Raw genomic sequence first — 13,861 nt, 5'->3', positions numbered from 1 at the left:
GGCGACTGCCGGTGGTCAGGACACCCGCTCTCCGGACGCCGCCGCCCGGGACGTCAGGCGGGCCCAGTTGTCGTCCACCCACGCCTGGAGCTCCGCCACCCGGGCCTCATCCGCCAGCAGGTGCTTGAACCGGCCCTGTCTCTCCAGCCACGCGCGGACGGGCAGAGGCTCCCGGGGGATGTAGGTGAGCCGGTAGCGCGCGCCGTCCTCGACCTCGTACAGGGGCCAGTAGCGGGTCTCCACGGCCAGGCGGGCGATCTCCACCAGCTGGTCGGGCGGGTAGTCCCACCCGGGCTGGCAGGGGGTCAGGACGTTGATGAAGGTCGGGCCGGAGGTGGTCAGGGCCCGGCGCAGCTTCTTGGCCAGGTCGCCCCAGTGGCTGATGCTGGCCTGGGCCACATAGGGCATGCGGTGGGCCGCCATGATCTCCGTCAGGTCCTTGCGGGGCTGCACCTTGCCCGGCAGCACGGCGCCCGCGGGAGAGGTGGTGGTGCGGGCGCCCTGAGGGGTGGCGCTGCTGCGCTGGATGCCGGTGTTCATGTAGCCTTCGTTGTTGTAGCAGATGTACAGGAAGTCGTGGCCTCTCTCCGCGGCCCCCGACAGGCTCTGCAGGCCGATGTCGTAGGTGCCCCCGTCGCCGCCGATGGCCACCACCTTGGGCCGGCGCGCCAGGCGGCCGCGGGCCTGCAGCGCCCGGGCTGCCGCCTCCACCCCGGACGCAGTGGCCGCCGCGTTCTCGAAGGCGTTGTGCAGCCACGGCACCGGCCACGCCGAGTACGGGTAGATGGTGGACACCACCTCCAGGCAGCCGGTGGCGTTGACCACCACCACCGGTTCCGGGGCGGTGGCCAGCAGGAGCCGGATGATCATGGGGAACCCGCACCCGGCGCACGCCCGGTGCCCCGGGGCCAGCCCCTCGGCCCGCTTGGACAGCTCCCGCAGGTTCAGCGCCATCGCGTCCCCTCCTCAGACCCCATCGCCGGTGCCCAGGTAGCGCACTCCCCCGGGCGCCTCCTCGACCAGGCGCCCGACCTGCTCCAGGTCTTCCTCCCGCAGTTCGCGCCCTCCCAGGCCGAAGATCACGTCGGTCACCACCGGCCGCCGGACGGCGCCGTAGAGGGCGGCGCGGAGCTCCACCCCCAGGGGACCGCCGAGGGTGGACAGGGTGTCGGCACGTTCCATCACCACCACGTGCTCGACCCCGGCCAGGGCCGCCCGCAGCGCCTCCGCGGGGAACGGGCGGAAGACGACCGGCCGCACCAGCCCGACGGCCCGGCCCGCCTCCCGCCAGCGGAGCACCGCTTCCTCCACCACCCCCGCGTACGACCCCATCAGGACGACGGCGGCCCGGGCCGCCTCCATGGCCACCGGCTCCACGAAGACGGGCAGCGACCGCCCGAAATGCTCGCGGAACGCCGCCGCCTCCCTGGCGATGATCTCCGCCGAGCGGGCGACCGCCTCGGCCAGGGCGCGGCGGAAGTCCATGTAGGAGTCCGGCAGGGCCAGCGGGCCGATGGTGATCGGCTCGGGACTGTCCAGGAAGTGATAGTGGTCGTCGGGCCCCGGCCCCACGAACGCCCGTACGGCGTCGTCGCCGTAGACGTCCACCACCTCCAGGCTGTGGCTGAGGGTGAACCCGTCCAGCCCCACCATGACCGGCAGCCGCGCCCGCTCCGCCACCCGGACGGCCAGGATGGTCAGGTCGTATGCGTCCTGCACATCCTTGGCGTACAGCTGCAGCCAGCCGCTGTCGCGGGACCCCATGGCGTCGCTGTGATCGCCGTGGATGTTGATGGGAGCCGACAGGGCCCGGTTGGCCACCGCCATGACGATGGGCAGGCGCAGGCCGGCGGCGATGTAGAGAATCTCGTGCATCAGGGCCAGGCCCTGGGACGATGTCGCCGTCATGACCCGGGCGCCGCAGGCGGCGGCCCCCACGCACGCCGACAGGGCCGAGTGCTCGGATTCCACCGGCACGAACTGCGTCTGCACCACCCCGTCGGCCACGTACTGGGAGAACTTCTCCACCACCTGGGTGCTGGGCGTGATGGGGTAGGCCGCCACCACGTCGGGGTTGATCTGCTTCCACGCCAGGGCGACCGCATCGTTGCCGGTCAGTCCCAGCCGGCGGGTGGGCGCCAGGACGCTCATGGCTGTCCCTCCGGAACCATGACGATGGCGTGGGCCCGCGGCGGACAGACGGCCGCGCACACGCCGCACCCCTTGCAGTGATCCAGGTCGATGCCCACCACCCGGCCATCCCGGGCCTGGATCGACGAATCGGGGCAGTACAGCCAGCACAGCATGCAGTGGATGCACCGCTCCAGGTCCAGGACCGGCCGCTCGGTCCGCCAGGTCCCGGTCAGGAAGGCCCGACTGGTGCCCCCGGCAATGACCGGGCCGCGGTCAAGGGCGCGCCACGATGCCTGCGTGCTCACGGGCCACCTCCTCCATGGCCTGCCGGGCCGCCGCCAGGTTGGCGGCGACCACCTCCTCGCGGAACTCCGCGGCCAGCCGGCGGGGCAACCACGTCACAAACGGCTCCCGCAGCGCGGGGAGGAGCACCGCCACCACCGCTGCCAGCATGGGGACGTTGGGGATGTCCCGGCCCAGGTGCTGGCGGGCGATGCGGGAGGCGTCCACCGCCACCACCCGCCCGGCGGCGACCCCCGGCACCTCCACGGCGCCGGGCGCGTTGACCAGGACCCAGGTGCGGGCGTCCACCCCGGCGGTGGTGGCGGGAGCCTGCAGCAGCCCGCGATCCAGGACCACCAGCACGTCCGGCCTCTCGATGGGCCCGCGGCGGCGGATGGGATCCGGGCCGATGCGGGTGAACGCCTGCACCGGAGCCCCGCGCCGCTCGGGTCCGAACTCCGGGGCGGCCTGCCCGTAGCCGCCCATGTCGATCACCCACTCCGCCAGCAGTGCCGCCGCGGTCTTGGCCCCGAACCCTCCGCGGCCGTGCCAGCGGATGTCCATCCGGGGAATGGCCACGCCCATCCCGTACCCTCCCGCGCCACCTCCGGCACGGATGCCGGAGACATCGAGTCCCGCCCGGCACACCGCGGACGGCCCTGTTCCCACCGTAGCCCGCGGTCCGGGGCGGAACCATCGGGCGCAGGCGGTATTTGGCGGTCGGTTGCTCCCGCCATCGGGTCGGCGCCCGAGCGAAAATCAGCTTTCCGCCCGATCCGCTCCCGGGCGCGCCGCGCCTACGCTCAACACCGATGCTGGAGATTCCCGAACACCGCCGGCGTTTCCTGGCCGAGGTGCGACACGCCCGGCTCCTTCTGGAGCAGGCCCGGGCCGAGCACCGCCGCGCCCTGGAGCAGGAGCGCGGGACGCTGACCACCTCCCGGGTGCGGTTGCGGGAGGACCGGCGCCAGCACCGGCGGGTCCTGGACCAGGTCCGGTCCCGGATGGCGGAAGAGCGGCGCTATCACCGGGAGGCCCTGGCGGCCAACAAATGGCTGCTGGCCCTGGTGGACCGCCTGCTGCCCCTGTGGGGGCCTCCCCGCCGCGCGGGCGGCCGCCCCCCTGCCCGAATACAGCCGGCGCCCGATGCCAAATCGGGCGCGCGCCCGATGGGACGTCCCTCCGCCGCCCCCTACCCTGGCGCCGGGTGAGAGGGATGGCCCGCTACGAGCAGGTCCTGATGGGAGAGAGCCCGCCTCGGGGCGTGGGGCGGCCGGACGAGCACGCCCGGATGCTGGAGGGCGAATGGCAGAGGGTCCGGGCGGCTCGGGAGGCGACGCGCCGCGAGGCGCGAGCGCACCGGCGGGCGCTGGAGGCGGTACGCGAGGAGGTCGCCCGCAGCCGCCGGTATCACCGGACGGCCCTGCGGCAGAATCGCTGGATCCTCGCGCTGGCCGAGAGGCTGCTGGCGCCGCGCCGGGCCGCGGAGACGCCCTAGATCACCCACAACGCGAAGCCAGGGGCGCGCCCCGGCGGCGTCAGGAGGCCACGGGCGGCCGGTCCACAGCGTCGCCCGGGGCGACGACCACCTCGTGGGTGATGGCCGCCGTCGCCCGCAACATCGCCGCCACCGAGCAGTAGCGATCCAGGGAGAGAGCCACCGCCCGCCGCACCGCCTCCGGATCCAACCCCGGTCCCCACGCCGTATACCGCATGCGGATCGCGGTGAAGACCCGGGGCGGCTCAGGCGCCCGCTCCCCCGCCACGTCGATGCGCAGCCCCGCCAGGGGCGCCCGCATCTTCTGCAGGATGCTCACCACGTCGATCCCCGAGCAGCCCGCCAGGGCGGCCAGAACCGTTTCCATCGGCGAGGGCGCCACCCCGGTGCCGCCCGCCTCGGGGGAGGCGTCCATCAGCACGGGAGCCGCCCCCGCCGGCCCGCCGACGAAGACCATCGGCGCCCGCCACTCCACCCGCACCTCGGCCATCGCCGTCACCTCCCCGTGCGGGCGGCCCTCTCCGGCCCGCGCGGTCGGGGAGCCTCGTGCAGGTTGAGGAAGAGCTGGACGATGTCGCTGGCGCTGACGATACCCACCACCTTGCCCGCCCGCACAATGGGGATCCGGCGCACCATCTGGTCGAGCATCAGCCGCGCGATCTCCTCCACCGGCGTGTCCTCCTGGGCCACCACCGGGTCGGGGGTCATGATGTCCTCGACCCGGGCGTCTTCCCCGGCCCGGCGCGCCAGGTCCATGAAGCTCACCATGCCCAGCAGCTGGCCTTCCGGGGTGGTGACCGGCGCCCCGTGGATCCGGTAGCGCAGCAGGACGTCGGTCGCCTCCTCGACGCTCATGTCCGGGGACAGAGTGATCACATCCTTGGTCATGATGTCCCGCGCCTCCATCGGTCCACCTCCCGAGTCTGTCCCCCGCACGCCCGCCGCAGATTGCCTGCGGCGGGGAGGGTCATCCCTACAGTACCACCCCGGCCTCACGCGCCAGGGCCAGAACCTCCTCGCGCCGGGGCATGGACGGCTGGGCGCCCGCACGGGTCACCGACACGGCGGCCGCCACGGTGGCAAATCGTACGGCACCGCGCAGGTCCCGCCCTTCGGCGAGCGCCACCGCCAGCGCCGCCGCAAAGGCGTCGCCGGCCGCCGTCGTGTCCACGGCCTGCACCGGCACAGCCGGCGCGAGCTCCCGCACCCCGTCCGCGGCCACATAGGACCCGCGCTCGCCGAGCTTGATCACCGCAGCCCGGCAGCCGCGCGCCAGCAGCGTGTCGGCCGCCCGCCGGGCGCCGTCGGCGTCGGCGGGATCCACGCCCGTCAGCGCCCGGGCTTCCACTTCGTTGGGGTTGATCACCGTCAGCAGCCGGTACAGGGACTCAGGCAGCGGGTCGGCGGGGGCGGGCGCCGGATCCAGGATCACCCGGCACCCGGCCTCCGACGCAAGCCGCGCCGCGTGGAGAACCACCGGCACCGGCACCTCCAGCTGGAGCAGCACCACCTGGCTGGCGGCCAGGACATCCCGGGCGGCCTCCACGTCGTCGGCGCTGACCCGCATGTTGGCGCCGCTGGCCACCACGATGGTGTTGCGTCCTGCCTGGTCCACGGTGATCAGGGCCACGCCGGTGCTGGCCTGCGGGTCCTCCCGCAGGTGGCGGACGTCGACTCCTTCGGCGGCCAGCCCGTCCCGCAGGGCGCGCCCGAACGCGTCTGCGCCCACCCGTCCCACCATCGCCACGGACGCTCCCAGCCGGGCCGCGGCCACCGCCTGGTTGGCCCCCTTGCCTCCGGGAAAGGTGGCAAAGGTTCCCCCGATCACCGTCTCCCCCACCTGGGGCAGCCGGGGAGCGGTCACCACCAGGTCCATGTTGGCGCTGCCCACCACCGCAATCCGCACCATGCCGTCCTCCCCCGCCCTCACCTCTTCGCGCCCCGGAGGAGATCCCCATCCCGGGCGCCCCGGCGGCTGCGTACTCAGAGCGCCGGGCGCTCAATGCCATCTTCCCTCTCTCTATCCACAGACCTCGAACACATCTTCCGGATTGACGCGGCGGGGGCCCGCAGGGTACTTTGGAAAGTGCCTCGGTCACTTGGGGAAGTAGTAAGATCGGGCAGTAACGCTCACCCAAGGCCGGATAGTAACCGCCTCCGGAGCGGCCATGATCCGGTCCCACAGCGAGCGCGATGGTCCGATCCCATGACGACCCCGAGTGGCCGAGGTTAGTTGCTGTCGGGCCGCTCGACCACCCCCACGTCGCCGTCGAAGAAAATCCGCGTGCCGCACTCCTCCATCCGGGCCCGCAGCCAGCGGTGCAGCCAGGTCACGTCCTCGCCCCGGGCCCGAGTGGCGCGGAAGGTGGCGATGCGCACCGGATGGAGGCGGATCTGCGCCGCGCGGGCGCCGTCGGTCAGGACCTCAAAGAAGCAGGACAGGTCGTTGCGCTCCTCGGGATCCACCGCATAGTCGTCGATGAAGTCGCCCGTGGAGTACAGGAGGGGGCGCCCCCGGTACCACTCGATGCCCTGCACCGTGTGGTTGGAGTGCCCCCAGTACAGGTCGGCGCCCAGGTCCACCAGCTGGCGCGCCAGAGCCCGCATGGCCGGGGTGGGCGGACCCCAGTTCGGGCCCACGTGACCGGAGACGATCACGAACCCGGCCTCGCGTCGGGCGCGCTCCAGCGCCCGGCGCACGCGCTCCCGGTACGGCGGCCGCAGGCCGCGATCGTCGCCGGCCACGTAGAAGACGCCCGGGCGGTCCGGCCCCGCCTCCCAGTCGGGCTCGTTGTCGGTGAGGGCGACCACCGCCACCGTCCGGCCACCGGCCACCATGAGCGCCGGCGCCATGGCCTCCTGCAGGGTCTCCCCGGCGCCGGCGTAGCGGATGCTGCCGCCGCGCAGCAGCGCCAGGCATTCCCGCAGGGCGTCGTACCCGAAGTCCAGCACGTGATTGTTGGCCAGGCTCACGCAGTGGATCCCTGCGGCCCGCAGGGCGTCCAGGGCCCGCGGCCGCGCCCGGAAGTGAAACACCTTGGGGACCCAGGGGGACCCGCCCGTGGCGATCACGCACTCCAGGTTCACCAGGCGCAGGTCGACCCGCCGCCACAGGTCCAGGGTATCACCCCATACCCAGCCGGGGTCCACCGCCGGGTCGGCCAGGACATAACGGTCCACCAGCCGTCCCAGCATCACGTCACCGGCCAGTCCCAGGCGCATCACCGCCCCGAGAATAGCGCATAATGGTGGTGGAATGACAGACGCCGCCGTCGTGGTGCGCTCCGTCCGGGTCCCCGTGGAAGGAGGTGCCCTGGACGGCGACCTGGCGATCCCCGCCGCCGCCCGGGGAGTGGTGGCCTTCGCCCATGGCAGCGGCAGCAGCCGCCACAGCCCCCGCAACCGGTACGTCGCCCGCCGGTTGCAGGACGCCGGGCTGGCGACACTGCTGATCGACCTCCTGACGCCCGAGGAAGAAGACGTGGATCGGGCCACAGCCCACCTGCGCTTTGACATCCCGCTGTTGGGCCGCCGCCTGCTGGACATCGTGCGGTGGGTGGAGCGGGATCCGCAGACTGCGCCCCTGCCCCTGGGGTTGTTCGGGGCCAGCACCGGCGCGGCGGCCGCCCTGCGGGCCGCTGCCGAGCGGCCCGACCGGGTTGCGGCCGTGGTGTCGCGGGGAGGTCGGCCCGACCTGGCGGCCGACATCCTGCCGCGAGTGACGGCGCCGACCCTGCTGATCGTGGGCGGGCGGGACCTGCCGGTCCTGGACCTGAACCGGCAGGCCCTGGCGCTGCTGGGCGGTCCCGCGCGACTGGAGATCGTTCCCGGCGCGGGCCACCTGTTCGAGGAGCCCGGAGCGCTCGACCGGGTGGCCGGGCTGGCGGCGGAGTGGTTTCTCCAGCACCTGTCCTCCGCCCCGGGCAGCCCCCGCTCACCGGCCCCCGATGCCTGATCGCATTCCGGATCCCCGGCTGTCTCAGGCGGCGTGCGCCGCGGCCTCCTGAAGGATCGCCTCGGTGGCGCTGGTGCCCAGAAGGTCCGCTCCCGCGTCCAGCAACGCCAGGGCGTCGCGGTAGGACCGGATGCCTCCGGCGGCTTTCACCCCGACCGACCGCGGGACGATGCGGCGCAGCAGGGCCACGTCGGCGACCGTCGCCCCCGCCGGGCCGAATCCGGTGCTGGTCTTGACGTAGGCGGCCCCCGCCCGGGCGGCCAGGCGCGCGCCCAGGCGCTTCTCGGCGTCAGTCAGATAGCCCGTTTCCAGGATCACCTTGACCGGCCGGCCGGCGGCCTCCACCACAGCCCGGATGTCGTAGAACACCCGACCCAGATCGCGCTCCCGCAGGGCCCCGATGTTGATCACCATGTCCACCTCGGCCGCGCCCTGGGCGACCGCCTGGCGCGCCTCGGCCACCTTGGCCTCCGTGGTCTGGCCTCCGTGGGGGAACCCCACCACCGTGACCACCCGGACGGGTGAGCCCTCCAGGGCCCGCACCGCCACGGGCACGTAGCAGGGTTTGACCACGAGGGCCCGGACGCCCCACCGCCGGGCCAGCCCTGCGGCCTCCCCGGCGTCGGCGGCGGTCGTCTGGGGGCCCAGCACGGCGTGCTCGATGCGGCGTGCCAGCTCGGCAGGCGTCATCGCGCTCCTCCCACCCGGGGCTCGGGCCACAGGTCGCCCAGGGAGGCCCGACGGTCGTCAAACCGGTAGGTCAGACGGTTCTCCACCCCCACCACCCCGTCGGCGGCGGCCACCCACCGCTCCACCAGCTGCTTTTCGGACCAGCGATCTACCTCGCCCTCGAGGATCACCACGCCCTGGCGCACCTCGACCGTCAGCCGGCTGGTGTCCACCCACAGGTCGTGCAGCAAGCTCTCCCGCACCGCTGCGGCGATCTCCTCGTCCGAACGGGCCAGGGCCCGGACGATGTCGGCGCGGCTGACGATGCCCACCAGCCGCCCGCCGCGCATCACCGGCACCCGGTTGATCTGACGGCGGACCATCAGGGACGCCACCTCGGACAGCGGCGCCTCCTCGTCCACCGTCACCACCGGGGAGGTCATCAGGTCCCGGGCCCGCAGGCGCGGCCGGGCCTCCCCCACCGGCGCCAGGCGCGCCGGCCGCCGGAACCCGCGGGCTTCGGCGAGGAGCAGGTCGGCCTCGGTGATGATGCCCACCAGCTCCCCCTGGTCGGTGACCACCGGCACACCGCTGATGTGGTGGGCGGCCATCAGCGCGGCCACATCCTTGATCGGCGTGTCCGGCCGCACCGTGATCACCGGCGAGGTCATCACGTCCTTCGCCCGCAGGCGGATGCGCCCCGCGCGGACCAGCTCGGTCCGTCCGACCTCGTCCATCTGTCTCACCCCGCCACCGCGGCCGGCCGGGAGTCCCGCCGTGCGCCGGCGGGAATCACCAGGACGGGACAGGAGGCGTGGCGCAAGACCTCCTCCGCCACGCTGCCCAGCAGGACCCGCCTCCACCCCCGTCGGCCGTGGGTCCCCATCACGATGAAGGTGGCGCCCCACCGGCGCGACGTCTCCAGGATCTGCTCGGGAACCGACCACCCCTGGCAGACCTCCACGTCCGCCTGGACACCGCGCCGCCGAACGAGATCCCGCAGGGACTCTTCCAGCCGCTCCACAAACCTCTGCGGGGTGTCTCCTCTCTCCCTCTGGGCGTCGGCCACGTCGTCAGGGGTGAAGACGTGGAGGATCCGCAGTTCCGCCCCCAGCGGACGCGCCAGGTCTGCTGCCGCCTCCACCACCGCGTCCGACAAGGCCGACAGGTCCACCGGCACCAGGATCCGCTGCCGCATCGCAGGCCTCCCGTCAGGAGGCGGCGGCCAGGACCTGCGGGCCGACCCGGAGGGACGTGTGGGGAACGACCAGGACAGGCCGGCCGGCGCGGCGGAGGACGGCGTCCGCCACCCCGGGCCGCAGCGCCGGCAGGCCGCGGCGCGGCCGCGCCCCCACCACGACCAGGTCGGCGCCCAGGCGGTTCGCCGCCGAGACAATCGCCCCCGCCACGTCGCGGTCTTCGATGACCTCCAGGCGCACCGACACGTCGGTGTCGCCGATGCCGGCCTCCGCCAGGGCGTCCCGCATCTCCGCCCGCAGGTGGTCCACGTACTCGTCCACGGGCATCCCGGTGTCTCCCAGCAGCCTCTCGTACTCCTCGGGGTCGAAGACGTGCACCACCACCAGCTCGGCGCGCCAGCGCTCGGCCAGACCGACGGCCTGGGCCAGCAGGACCGGCGCCGTGTCGGAGAGGTCGGTGGCCACCAGCACCCGGCGGACGCGCTCCATGGATGTCGCCTCCCGTCTGGGCTTCCGCCTCCACGGTACGTCCCGGCACGGCGCCCGGCCATCGGACGCCCGCCCGAATTGGGTCTCGGTCCCCGGCCCGAGGACCGGTCCGGCGAGGCTACGCCAGAAAGGGCCGGCGCGGCGGGCGGTCCAGCCCGCCGCGCCGGGACAAAAACGTGACCCGGTCAGGCCCGCGCGGGCCGCCGGGCCACCAGGTTCTCCAGAAACTCCTCGTGGCGGACCTCGTCGGCCAGCAGGCTGCTGGCCAGGGCGTAGGTCACGGGGTCCTTGCCAAAGGTCATCTTGGCCAGACGGTTGTAGGCGTCGATGGCGGCGCGCTCGGCCCGGATCTGGTCTTCCACCATCCCCTCGGCGTCGCTCCAGTCGCGGCGGGGAGCCGTCCAGGGCCCGTTGGCGCCCGCCTCCCACTCCCGGGGGTGTACCACCGGGTCGCCCCCGAGCTCGATGATCCGGCGGGCCAGCTTCTCGGCGTGGCCCAGCTCGTCCATGGCCTCCTCCTTGAAGTGCTCGGTCAGCTCCTCCCCGTGGAACCCTTCCGCCACCTGCGCGGTGATCCAGTAGGAGTAAAACGCCAGCAGCTCGTCCAGGTAGGCCCGGCGCAGCTGCTGGACCAGCTCGTCCACGTTGACCTCCACGATGGCGCGCCCTTTTTCACCCATGCGCGATCCCTCCCATGTGTGTGGAGTGTGACGGGTCCGGTGCGATCATAGCCCGTCCCCCCCGTCCGGGGAAACCCCTCCGCCGCCCGGACTTCCATCCTCCCGCCGGGCGGAGGACCGGCCCCCGGCGCCGAAGATCCCAGGGACACGACCGGCCCACGAGGTGATGGCATGCAGCCAACCGGCCCGATCCACGTCCGGCGCATTCTGGCGGCCACCGACTTCTCCCCCGGAGCCGAACGGGCGCTCCTGTGGGCGCGGACCCTGGCGGACGCGTTTGGCGCCGAGCTGGTCATCCTTCATGTCCTGGACCTCAGCCTGGCCGGGGCGGCGGGGCTGCCCACGGAACTGGCGGCCATGCCGGCGGTGGGACAGCTGATGGACCGCCTGCGCAGCGAGGCCAGCAGCGAGATGACCAAGCTGGCGGCCCGCCACCCCCGGGCCCGGACCCTGCTGCGGGAGGGCAGCCCCCGGACCACCATCCTGGACGTCGCCCGGGAGGTGGGAGCCGACCTGATCGTGGTGGGCACCCACGGCCGCACGGGGCTGGCCCACGTCTTCTTCGGCAGCGTGGCCGAGCACGTGGTCCGCCACAGCCCCGTACCGGTCTTGACGGTCCGCCAGGAGTAACCTATCGTAAGCCCGAAGGGGAGTAGCCTCGGAGCACCCCTCCGTGGCCGGGCCGTCATCACGATCCGCAGGGATCCGGCCCGGCCTCCCGCCAGGATATGCCGGGACGCCCGGGCGTCCCGGAGCGCGCGGGGGCGAGACCTTCGCTGCAGGATTGCGGCGGAGGTCTCGCCCCCGATGCGTCTGGAGACCCGCCGCCGGGAAGGAGAGGGGACATGTCGTCGGTGGGCACGCCGTGGCTGTGGGCGGGTTTCTCCCTCCTGATCGCGGGGTTGCTGGCGCTGGACCTCGGCGTCTTCCACCGCCGGGCCCATGAGATCCGCCCCCGGGAAGCCCTGGCGTGGAGCGTGGTCTGGATCGCGCTGGCCCTCCTGTGGGGCGCCGGGGTGTGGTGGCGCTTCGGGCCCGAGCGCGGCCTGGAGTACCTCACCGGCTACCTCATCGAAAAAGCCCTCAGCGTCGACAACATCTTCGTGTTCCTGGTCATCTTCAGCTACTTCGGGGTGCCCGCCGAGGCCCAGCACCGGGTCCTGTTCTGGGGCATTGTGGGCGCCGTGGCCTTCCGCATGGTCTTCATCCTGGCGGGGGCGGCGCTGCTGGCGGCGTTTCACTGGACCATCTACCTGTTCGGAGCCGTCCTGGTGATCACCGGGATCCGCATGCTGCGCGGGCGGGAGCCCGAGGTGCATCCCGAACGCCATCCGGTGATCCGCTGGCTGAAGCGCCGCCTGCCGCTGGTGGCCCGCTACCACGGGGGGCGATTCGCGGTGCGCGAGGCGGGCAGACTCCGGGCGACCCCGCTGGTGCTGGCCCTGGTGACGGTGGAGCTCTCCGACATCCTGTTCGCGGTGGACTCGATCCCGGCCATCTTCGCCGTGACCCGGGACCCGTTCATCGTCTACACGTCCAACATCTTCGCCATCCTGGGCCTGCGCGCCCTGTACTTCCTGCTGGCCGGACTGCTGGCGCGGCTGCGGTACCTCCACGTGGGACTGGGGCTGGTCCTGGTTTTTGTGGGGATCAAAATGGTCCTGGCCGAGGTCGCCCCCATCCCCATCGGGCTGTCGCTGCTGGTGGTGGCCGGCCTGATCGGTACAGCGGCGGCTGCCTCGGTGGTCCGCCCGGAGGTTCGAGCGCCGGCCGGAGGCGGGGCGTCCGCCGCCCCGCCTCCGGATGTCCCCCACCCGGATGCCCCGCGGTCGTGAGGCTCCCGGCCCGCCCGCCGGACGACAGCGCGGGTGTCAGGGATAGATGCCCCGGGTGTAGAGGGCGTCGGCCACCCGGCTGATGGCCTGAATGAGGGCCGCCACCCGCAGCCGCACCTTGTGCGCCTCGGCAGCCTGCCACACCCTGTGGAAGGCCCGGACCATCATGCGCTCCAGGTGGTGATTGACCTCCTCCTCGGTCCAGAAGAACTGCTGCAGCCCCTGCACCCACTCGAAGTAGGAGACGATGACTCCGCCGGCGTTGGCCAGGATGTCGGGGATGACCGGGATCCCCCGGTCGGCCAGCACCGCGTCTCCGTCCGGGGTGGTGGGCCCGTTGGCGCCCTCGGCCACCAGGCGGGCCGAGACGCGCTCGGCGATCCGGCCGTCAATCTGGCCCTCCAGGGCGCTGGGGATCAGGACCTCGCAGGGCAGCGCCAGCAGTTCCTCGTTGCTGACCCGGTCGGCGCCGGGGAAACCCACCACCGATCCGGTGGTCTGTTTGTACCGCAGCACCTCCCGGGGGTCGAGTCCCTTCGGGTTGTAGATTCCGCCCCGGGAGTCGCTGACGGCCACCACCCGGCAGCCCAGGTCGTGCAGCAGGTAGGCCGCCACCGACCCCACGTTGCCGAACCCCTGCACCACCACCCGCGCGCCGTTCAGAGGCAGATCGATCTGGCGCGCCGCCTCCCGGACGCACAGCATGACCCCCCGTCCGGTGGCCTCCACCCGGCCGTGGGAGCCGCCGATGCTCAGCGGCTTGCCGGTCACCACCGCCGGCACCGAATAGCCCCGGTGCATGCTGTAGGTGTCCATGATCCACGCCATCACCTGGGGGTTGGTGCCCACATCCGGGGCGGGGATGTCGCCTTCGGGGCTCATCAGGATCGAAATCTCGGTGGCGTACCGGCGGGTCAGGTGCTCCAGCTCGTTCTGGGACAGAGTCTTGGGGTCGCAGGCCACCCCGCCCTTGGCCCCGCCGTAAGGCAGGCCGGCCAGGGCGCACTTCCAGGTCATCCACATGGCCAGGGCCCGGACCTCGTTGAGGGTCACGTCGGGATGGTAGCGGATGCCGCCCTTGGTGGGCCCCAGGACCGTGCTGTGGTGCACCCGGTAGCCGG

Annotated in this window: 19 protein-coding genes; 5 read left to right on the top strand and 14 right to left on the bottom strand. The window is 73.0% G+C overall.

The window, feature by feature from the left end:
• Window positions 1–15 precede the first annotated feature (15 nt).
• Genes RB150_07370 through RB150_07355 form a run of 4 tightly spaced genes read right to left on the bottom strand, consistent with a single transcriptional unit; the run spans window position 16 to window position 3,000 of the window.
• Entirely contained in the window at window positions 16–954 is a 939-nt protein-coding gene (locus RB150_07370; GenBank protein ID MDQ7820353.1) for a thiamine pyrophosphate-dependent enzyme, read from the bottom strand.
• Window positions 955–966: 12 nt separating this feature from the next.
• The gene (gene porA, locus RB150_07365) at window positions 967–2,151 is read right to left on the bottom strand and encodes a pyruvate ferredoxin oxidoreductase (protein MDQ7820352.1); all 1,185 of its coding nucleotides are present in this window, start codon (window positions 2,149–2,151) and stop codon (window positions 967–969) included.
• The gene (locus tag RB150_07360; protein ID MDQ7820351.1) at window positions 2,148–2,438 is read right to left on the bottom strand and encodes a 4Fe-4S binding protein; all 291 of its coding nucleotides are present in this window, start codon (window positions 2,436–2,438) and stop codon (window positions 2,148–2,150) included. Before RB150_07360 ends, porA begins: the two co-directional genes overlap by 4 nt.
• Window positions 2,407–3,000, bottom strand: coding sequence for a 2-oxoacid:acceptor oxidoreductase family protein (locus RB150_07355; GenBank protein MDQ7820350.1), 594 nt, complete (start codon window positions 2,998–3,000; stop codon window positions 2,407–2,409). Before RB150_07355 ends, RB150_07360 begins: the two co-directional genes overlap by 32 nt.
• A gap of 227 nt (window positions 3,001–3,227) precedes the next feature.
• Here RB150_07355 and RB150_07350 point away from each other — a divergent pair, with 227 nt between their 5' ends.
• Window positions 3,228–3,626 (top strand): hypothetical protein, encoded by a 399-nt coding sequence (locus RB150_07350; GenBank protein ID MDQ7820349.1) that lies wholly within the window; start codon window positions 3,228–3,230, stop codon window positions 3,624–3,626.
• Between the two features lie 5 nt (window positions 3,627–3,631).
• Window positions 3,632–3,913 (top strand): hypothetical protein, encoded by a 282-nt coding sequence (locus RB150_07345; protein ID MDQ7820348.1) that lies wholly within the window; start codon window positions 3,632–3,634, stop codon window positions 3,911–3,913.
• A 40-nt stretch (window positions 3,914–3,953) separates the two neighbouring features.
• Here RB150_07345 and RB150_07340 read toward each other — a convergent pair whose 3' ends face one another.
• From RB150_07340 to RB150_07325, 4 genes are all read right to left on the bottom strand, one after another.
• Entirely contained in the window at window positions 3,954–4,403 is a 450-nt protein-coding gene (locus tag RB150_07340; protein ID MDQ7820347.1) for an OsmC family protein, read from the bottom strand.
• 5 nt (window positions 4,404–4,408) lie between these two features.
• Complete coding sequence (locus tag RB150_07335) at window positions 4,409–4,819, bottom strand: CBS domain-containing protein (protein ID MDQ7820346.1); 411 nt, start codon at window positions 4,817–4,819, stop codon at window positions 4,409–4,411.
• A 67-nt stretch (window positions 4,820–4,886) separates the two neighbouring features.
• Window positions 4,887–5,822 (bottom strand): ribokinase, encoded by a 936-nt coding sequence (rbsK, locus tag RB150_07330; GenBank protein ID MDQ7820345.1) that lies wholly within the window; start codon window positions 5,820–5,822, stop codon window positions 4,887–4,889.
• A 320-nt stretch (window positions 5,823–6,142) separates the two neighbouring features.
• A complete protein-coding gene (locus RB150_07325) occupies window positions 6,143–7,135 on the bottom strand; it encodes a CapA family protein (GenBank protein ID MDQ7820344.1) in 993 nt (330 codons plus the stop codon).
• Window positions 7,136–7,169: 34 nt separating this feature from the next.
• Between RB150_07325 and RB150_07320 the strand changes: the two genes are divergently transcribed.
• Window positions 7,170–7,868 carry a dienelactone hydrolase family protein gene (locus RB150_07320; protein MDQ7820343.1) on the top strand — a complete coding sequence of 233 codons (699 nt, stop codon included), beginning with the start codon at window positions 7,170–7,172 and terminating at the stop codon, window positions 7,866–7,868.
• A gap of 24 nt (window positions 7,869–7,892) precedes the next feature.
• Here RB150_07320 and deoC read toward each other — a convergent pair whose 3' ends face one another.
• The 5 genes from deoC to RB150_07295 all read right to left on the bottom strand — a co-directional run bounded on the left by deoC (window position 7,893) and on the right by RB150_07295 (window position 10,905).
• Entirely contained in the window at window positions 7,893–8,558 is a 666-nt protein-coding gene (gene deoC, locus RB150_07315; protein MDQ7820342.1) for a deoxyribose-phosphate aldolase, read from the bottom strand.
• On the bottom strand, window positions 8,555–9,274 hold the full coding sequence (locus tag RB150_07310) for a CBS domain-containing protein (protein ID MDQ7820341.1): 720 nt from the start codon (window positions 9,272–9,274) through the stop codon (window positions 8,555–8,557). The genes deoC and RB150_07310 overlap by 4 nt, the downstream gene beginning before the upstream one ends.
• Window positions 9,275–9,279: 5 nt before the next feature.
• The gene (locus RB150_07305; protein MDQ7820340.1) at window positions 9,280–9,735 is read right to left on the bottom strand and encodes a universal stress protein; all 456 of its coding nucleotides are present in this window, start codon (window positions 9,733–9,735) and stop codon (window positions 9,280–9,282) included.
• A gap of 13 nt (window positions 9,736–9,748) precedes the next feature.
• Window positions 9,749–10,225, bottom strand: coding sequence for a universal stress protein (locus RB150_07300; protein MDQ7820339.1), 477 nt, complete (start codon window positions 10,223–10,225; stop codon window positions 9,749–9,751).
• A gap of 185 nt (window positions 10,226–10,410) precedes the next feature.
• Window positions 10,411–10,905, bottom strand: a complete 495-nt coding sequence (locus tag RB150_07295) for a ferritin-like domain-containing protein (GenBank protein ID MDQ7820338.1) — start codon at window positions 10,903–10,905, stop codon at window positions 10,411–10,413.
• A 171-nt stretch (window positions 10,906–11,076) separates the two neighbouring features.
• Between RB150_07295 and RB150_07290 the strand changes: the two genes are divergently transcribed.
• Both RB150_07290 and RB150_07285 read left to right on the top strand, forming a co-directional pair.
• Complete coding sequence (locus RB150_07290; GenBank protein ID MDQ7820337.1) at window positions 11,077–11,535, top strand: universal stress protein; 459 nt, start codon at window positions 11,077–11,079, stop codon at window positions 11,533–11,535.
• Between the two features lie 215 nt (window positions 11,536–11,750).
• On the top strand, window positions 11,751–12,740 hold the full coding sequence (locus RB150_07285; protein MDQ7820336.1) for a TerC family protein: 990 nt from the start codon (window positions 11,751–11,753) through the stop codon (window positions 12,738–12,740).
• A 36-nt stretch (window positions 12,741–12,776) separates the two neighbouring features.
• On the opposite strand, the gene RB150_07280 is transcribed toward RB150_07285, so the two are convergent.
• Window positions 12,777–13,861: Glu/Leu/Phe/Val dehydrogenase (locus tag RB150_07280; protein MDQ7820335.1), on the bottom strand; the 1,085-nt coding region annotated here is incomplete at its 5' end.

The sequence above is a fragment of the Armatimonadota bacterium genome (genome assembly GCA_031081675.1).
Lineage (GTDB): Bacteria > Sysuimicrobiota > Sysuimicrobiia > Sysuimicrobiales > Kaftiobacteriaceae > Calidihabitans > Calidihabitans tengchongensis.
The sequence above is the reverse complement of the archived record's forward strand: the minus strand, read 5'-3'. Positions and strand labels throughout refer to the sequence as shown.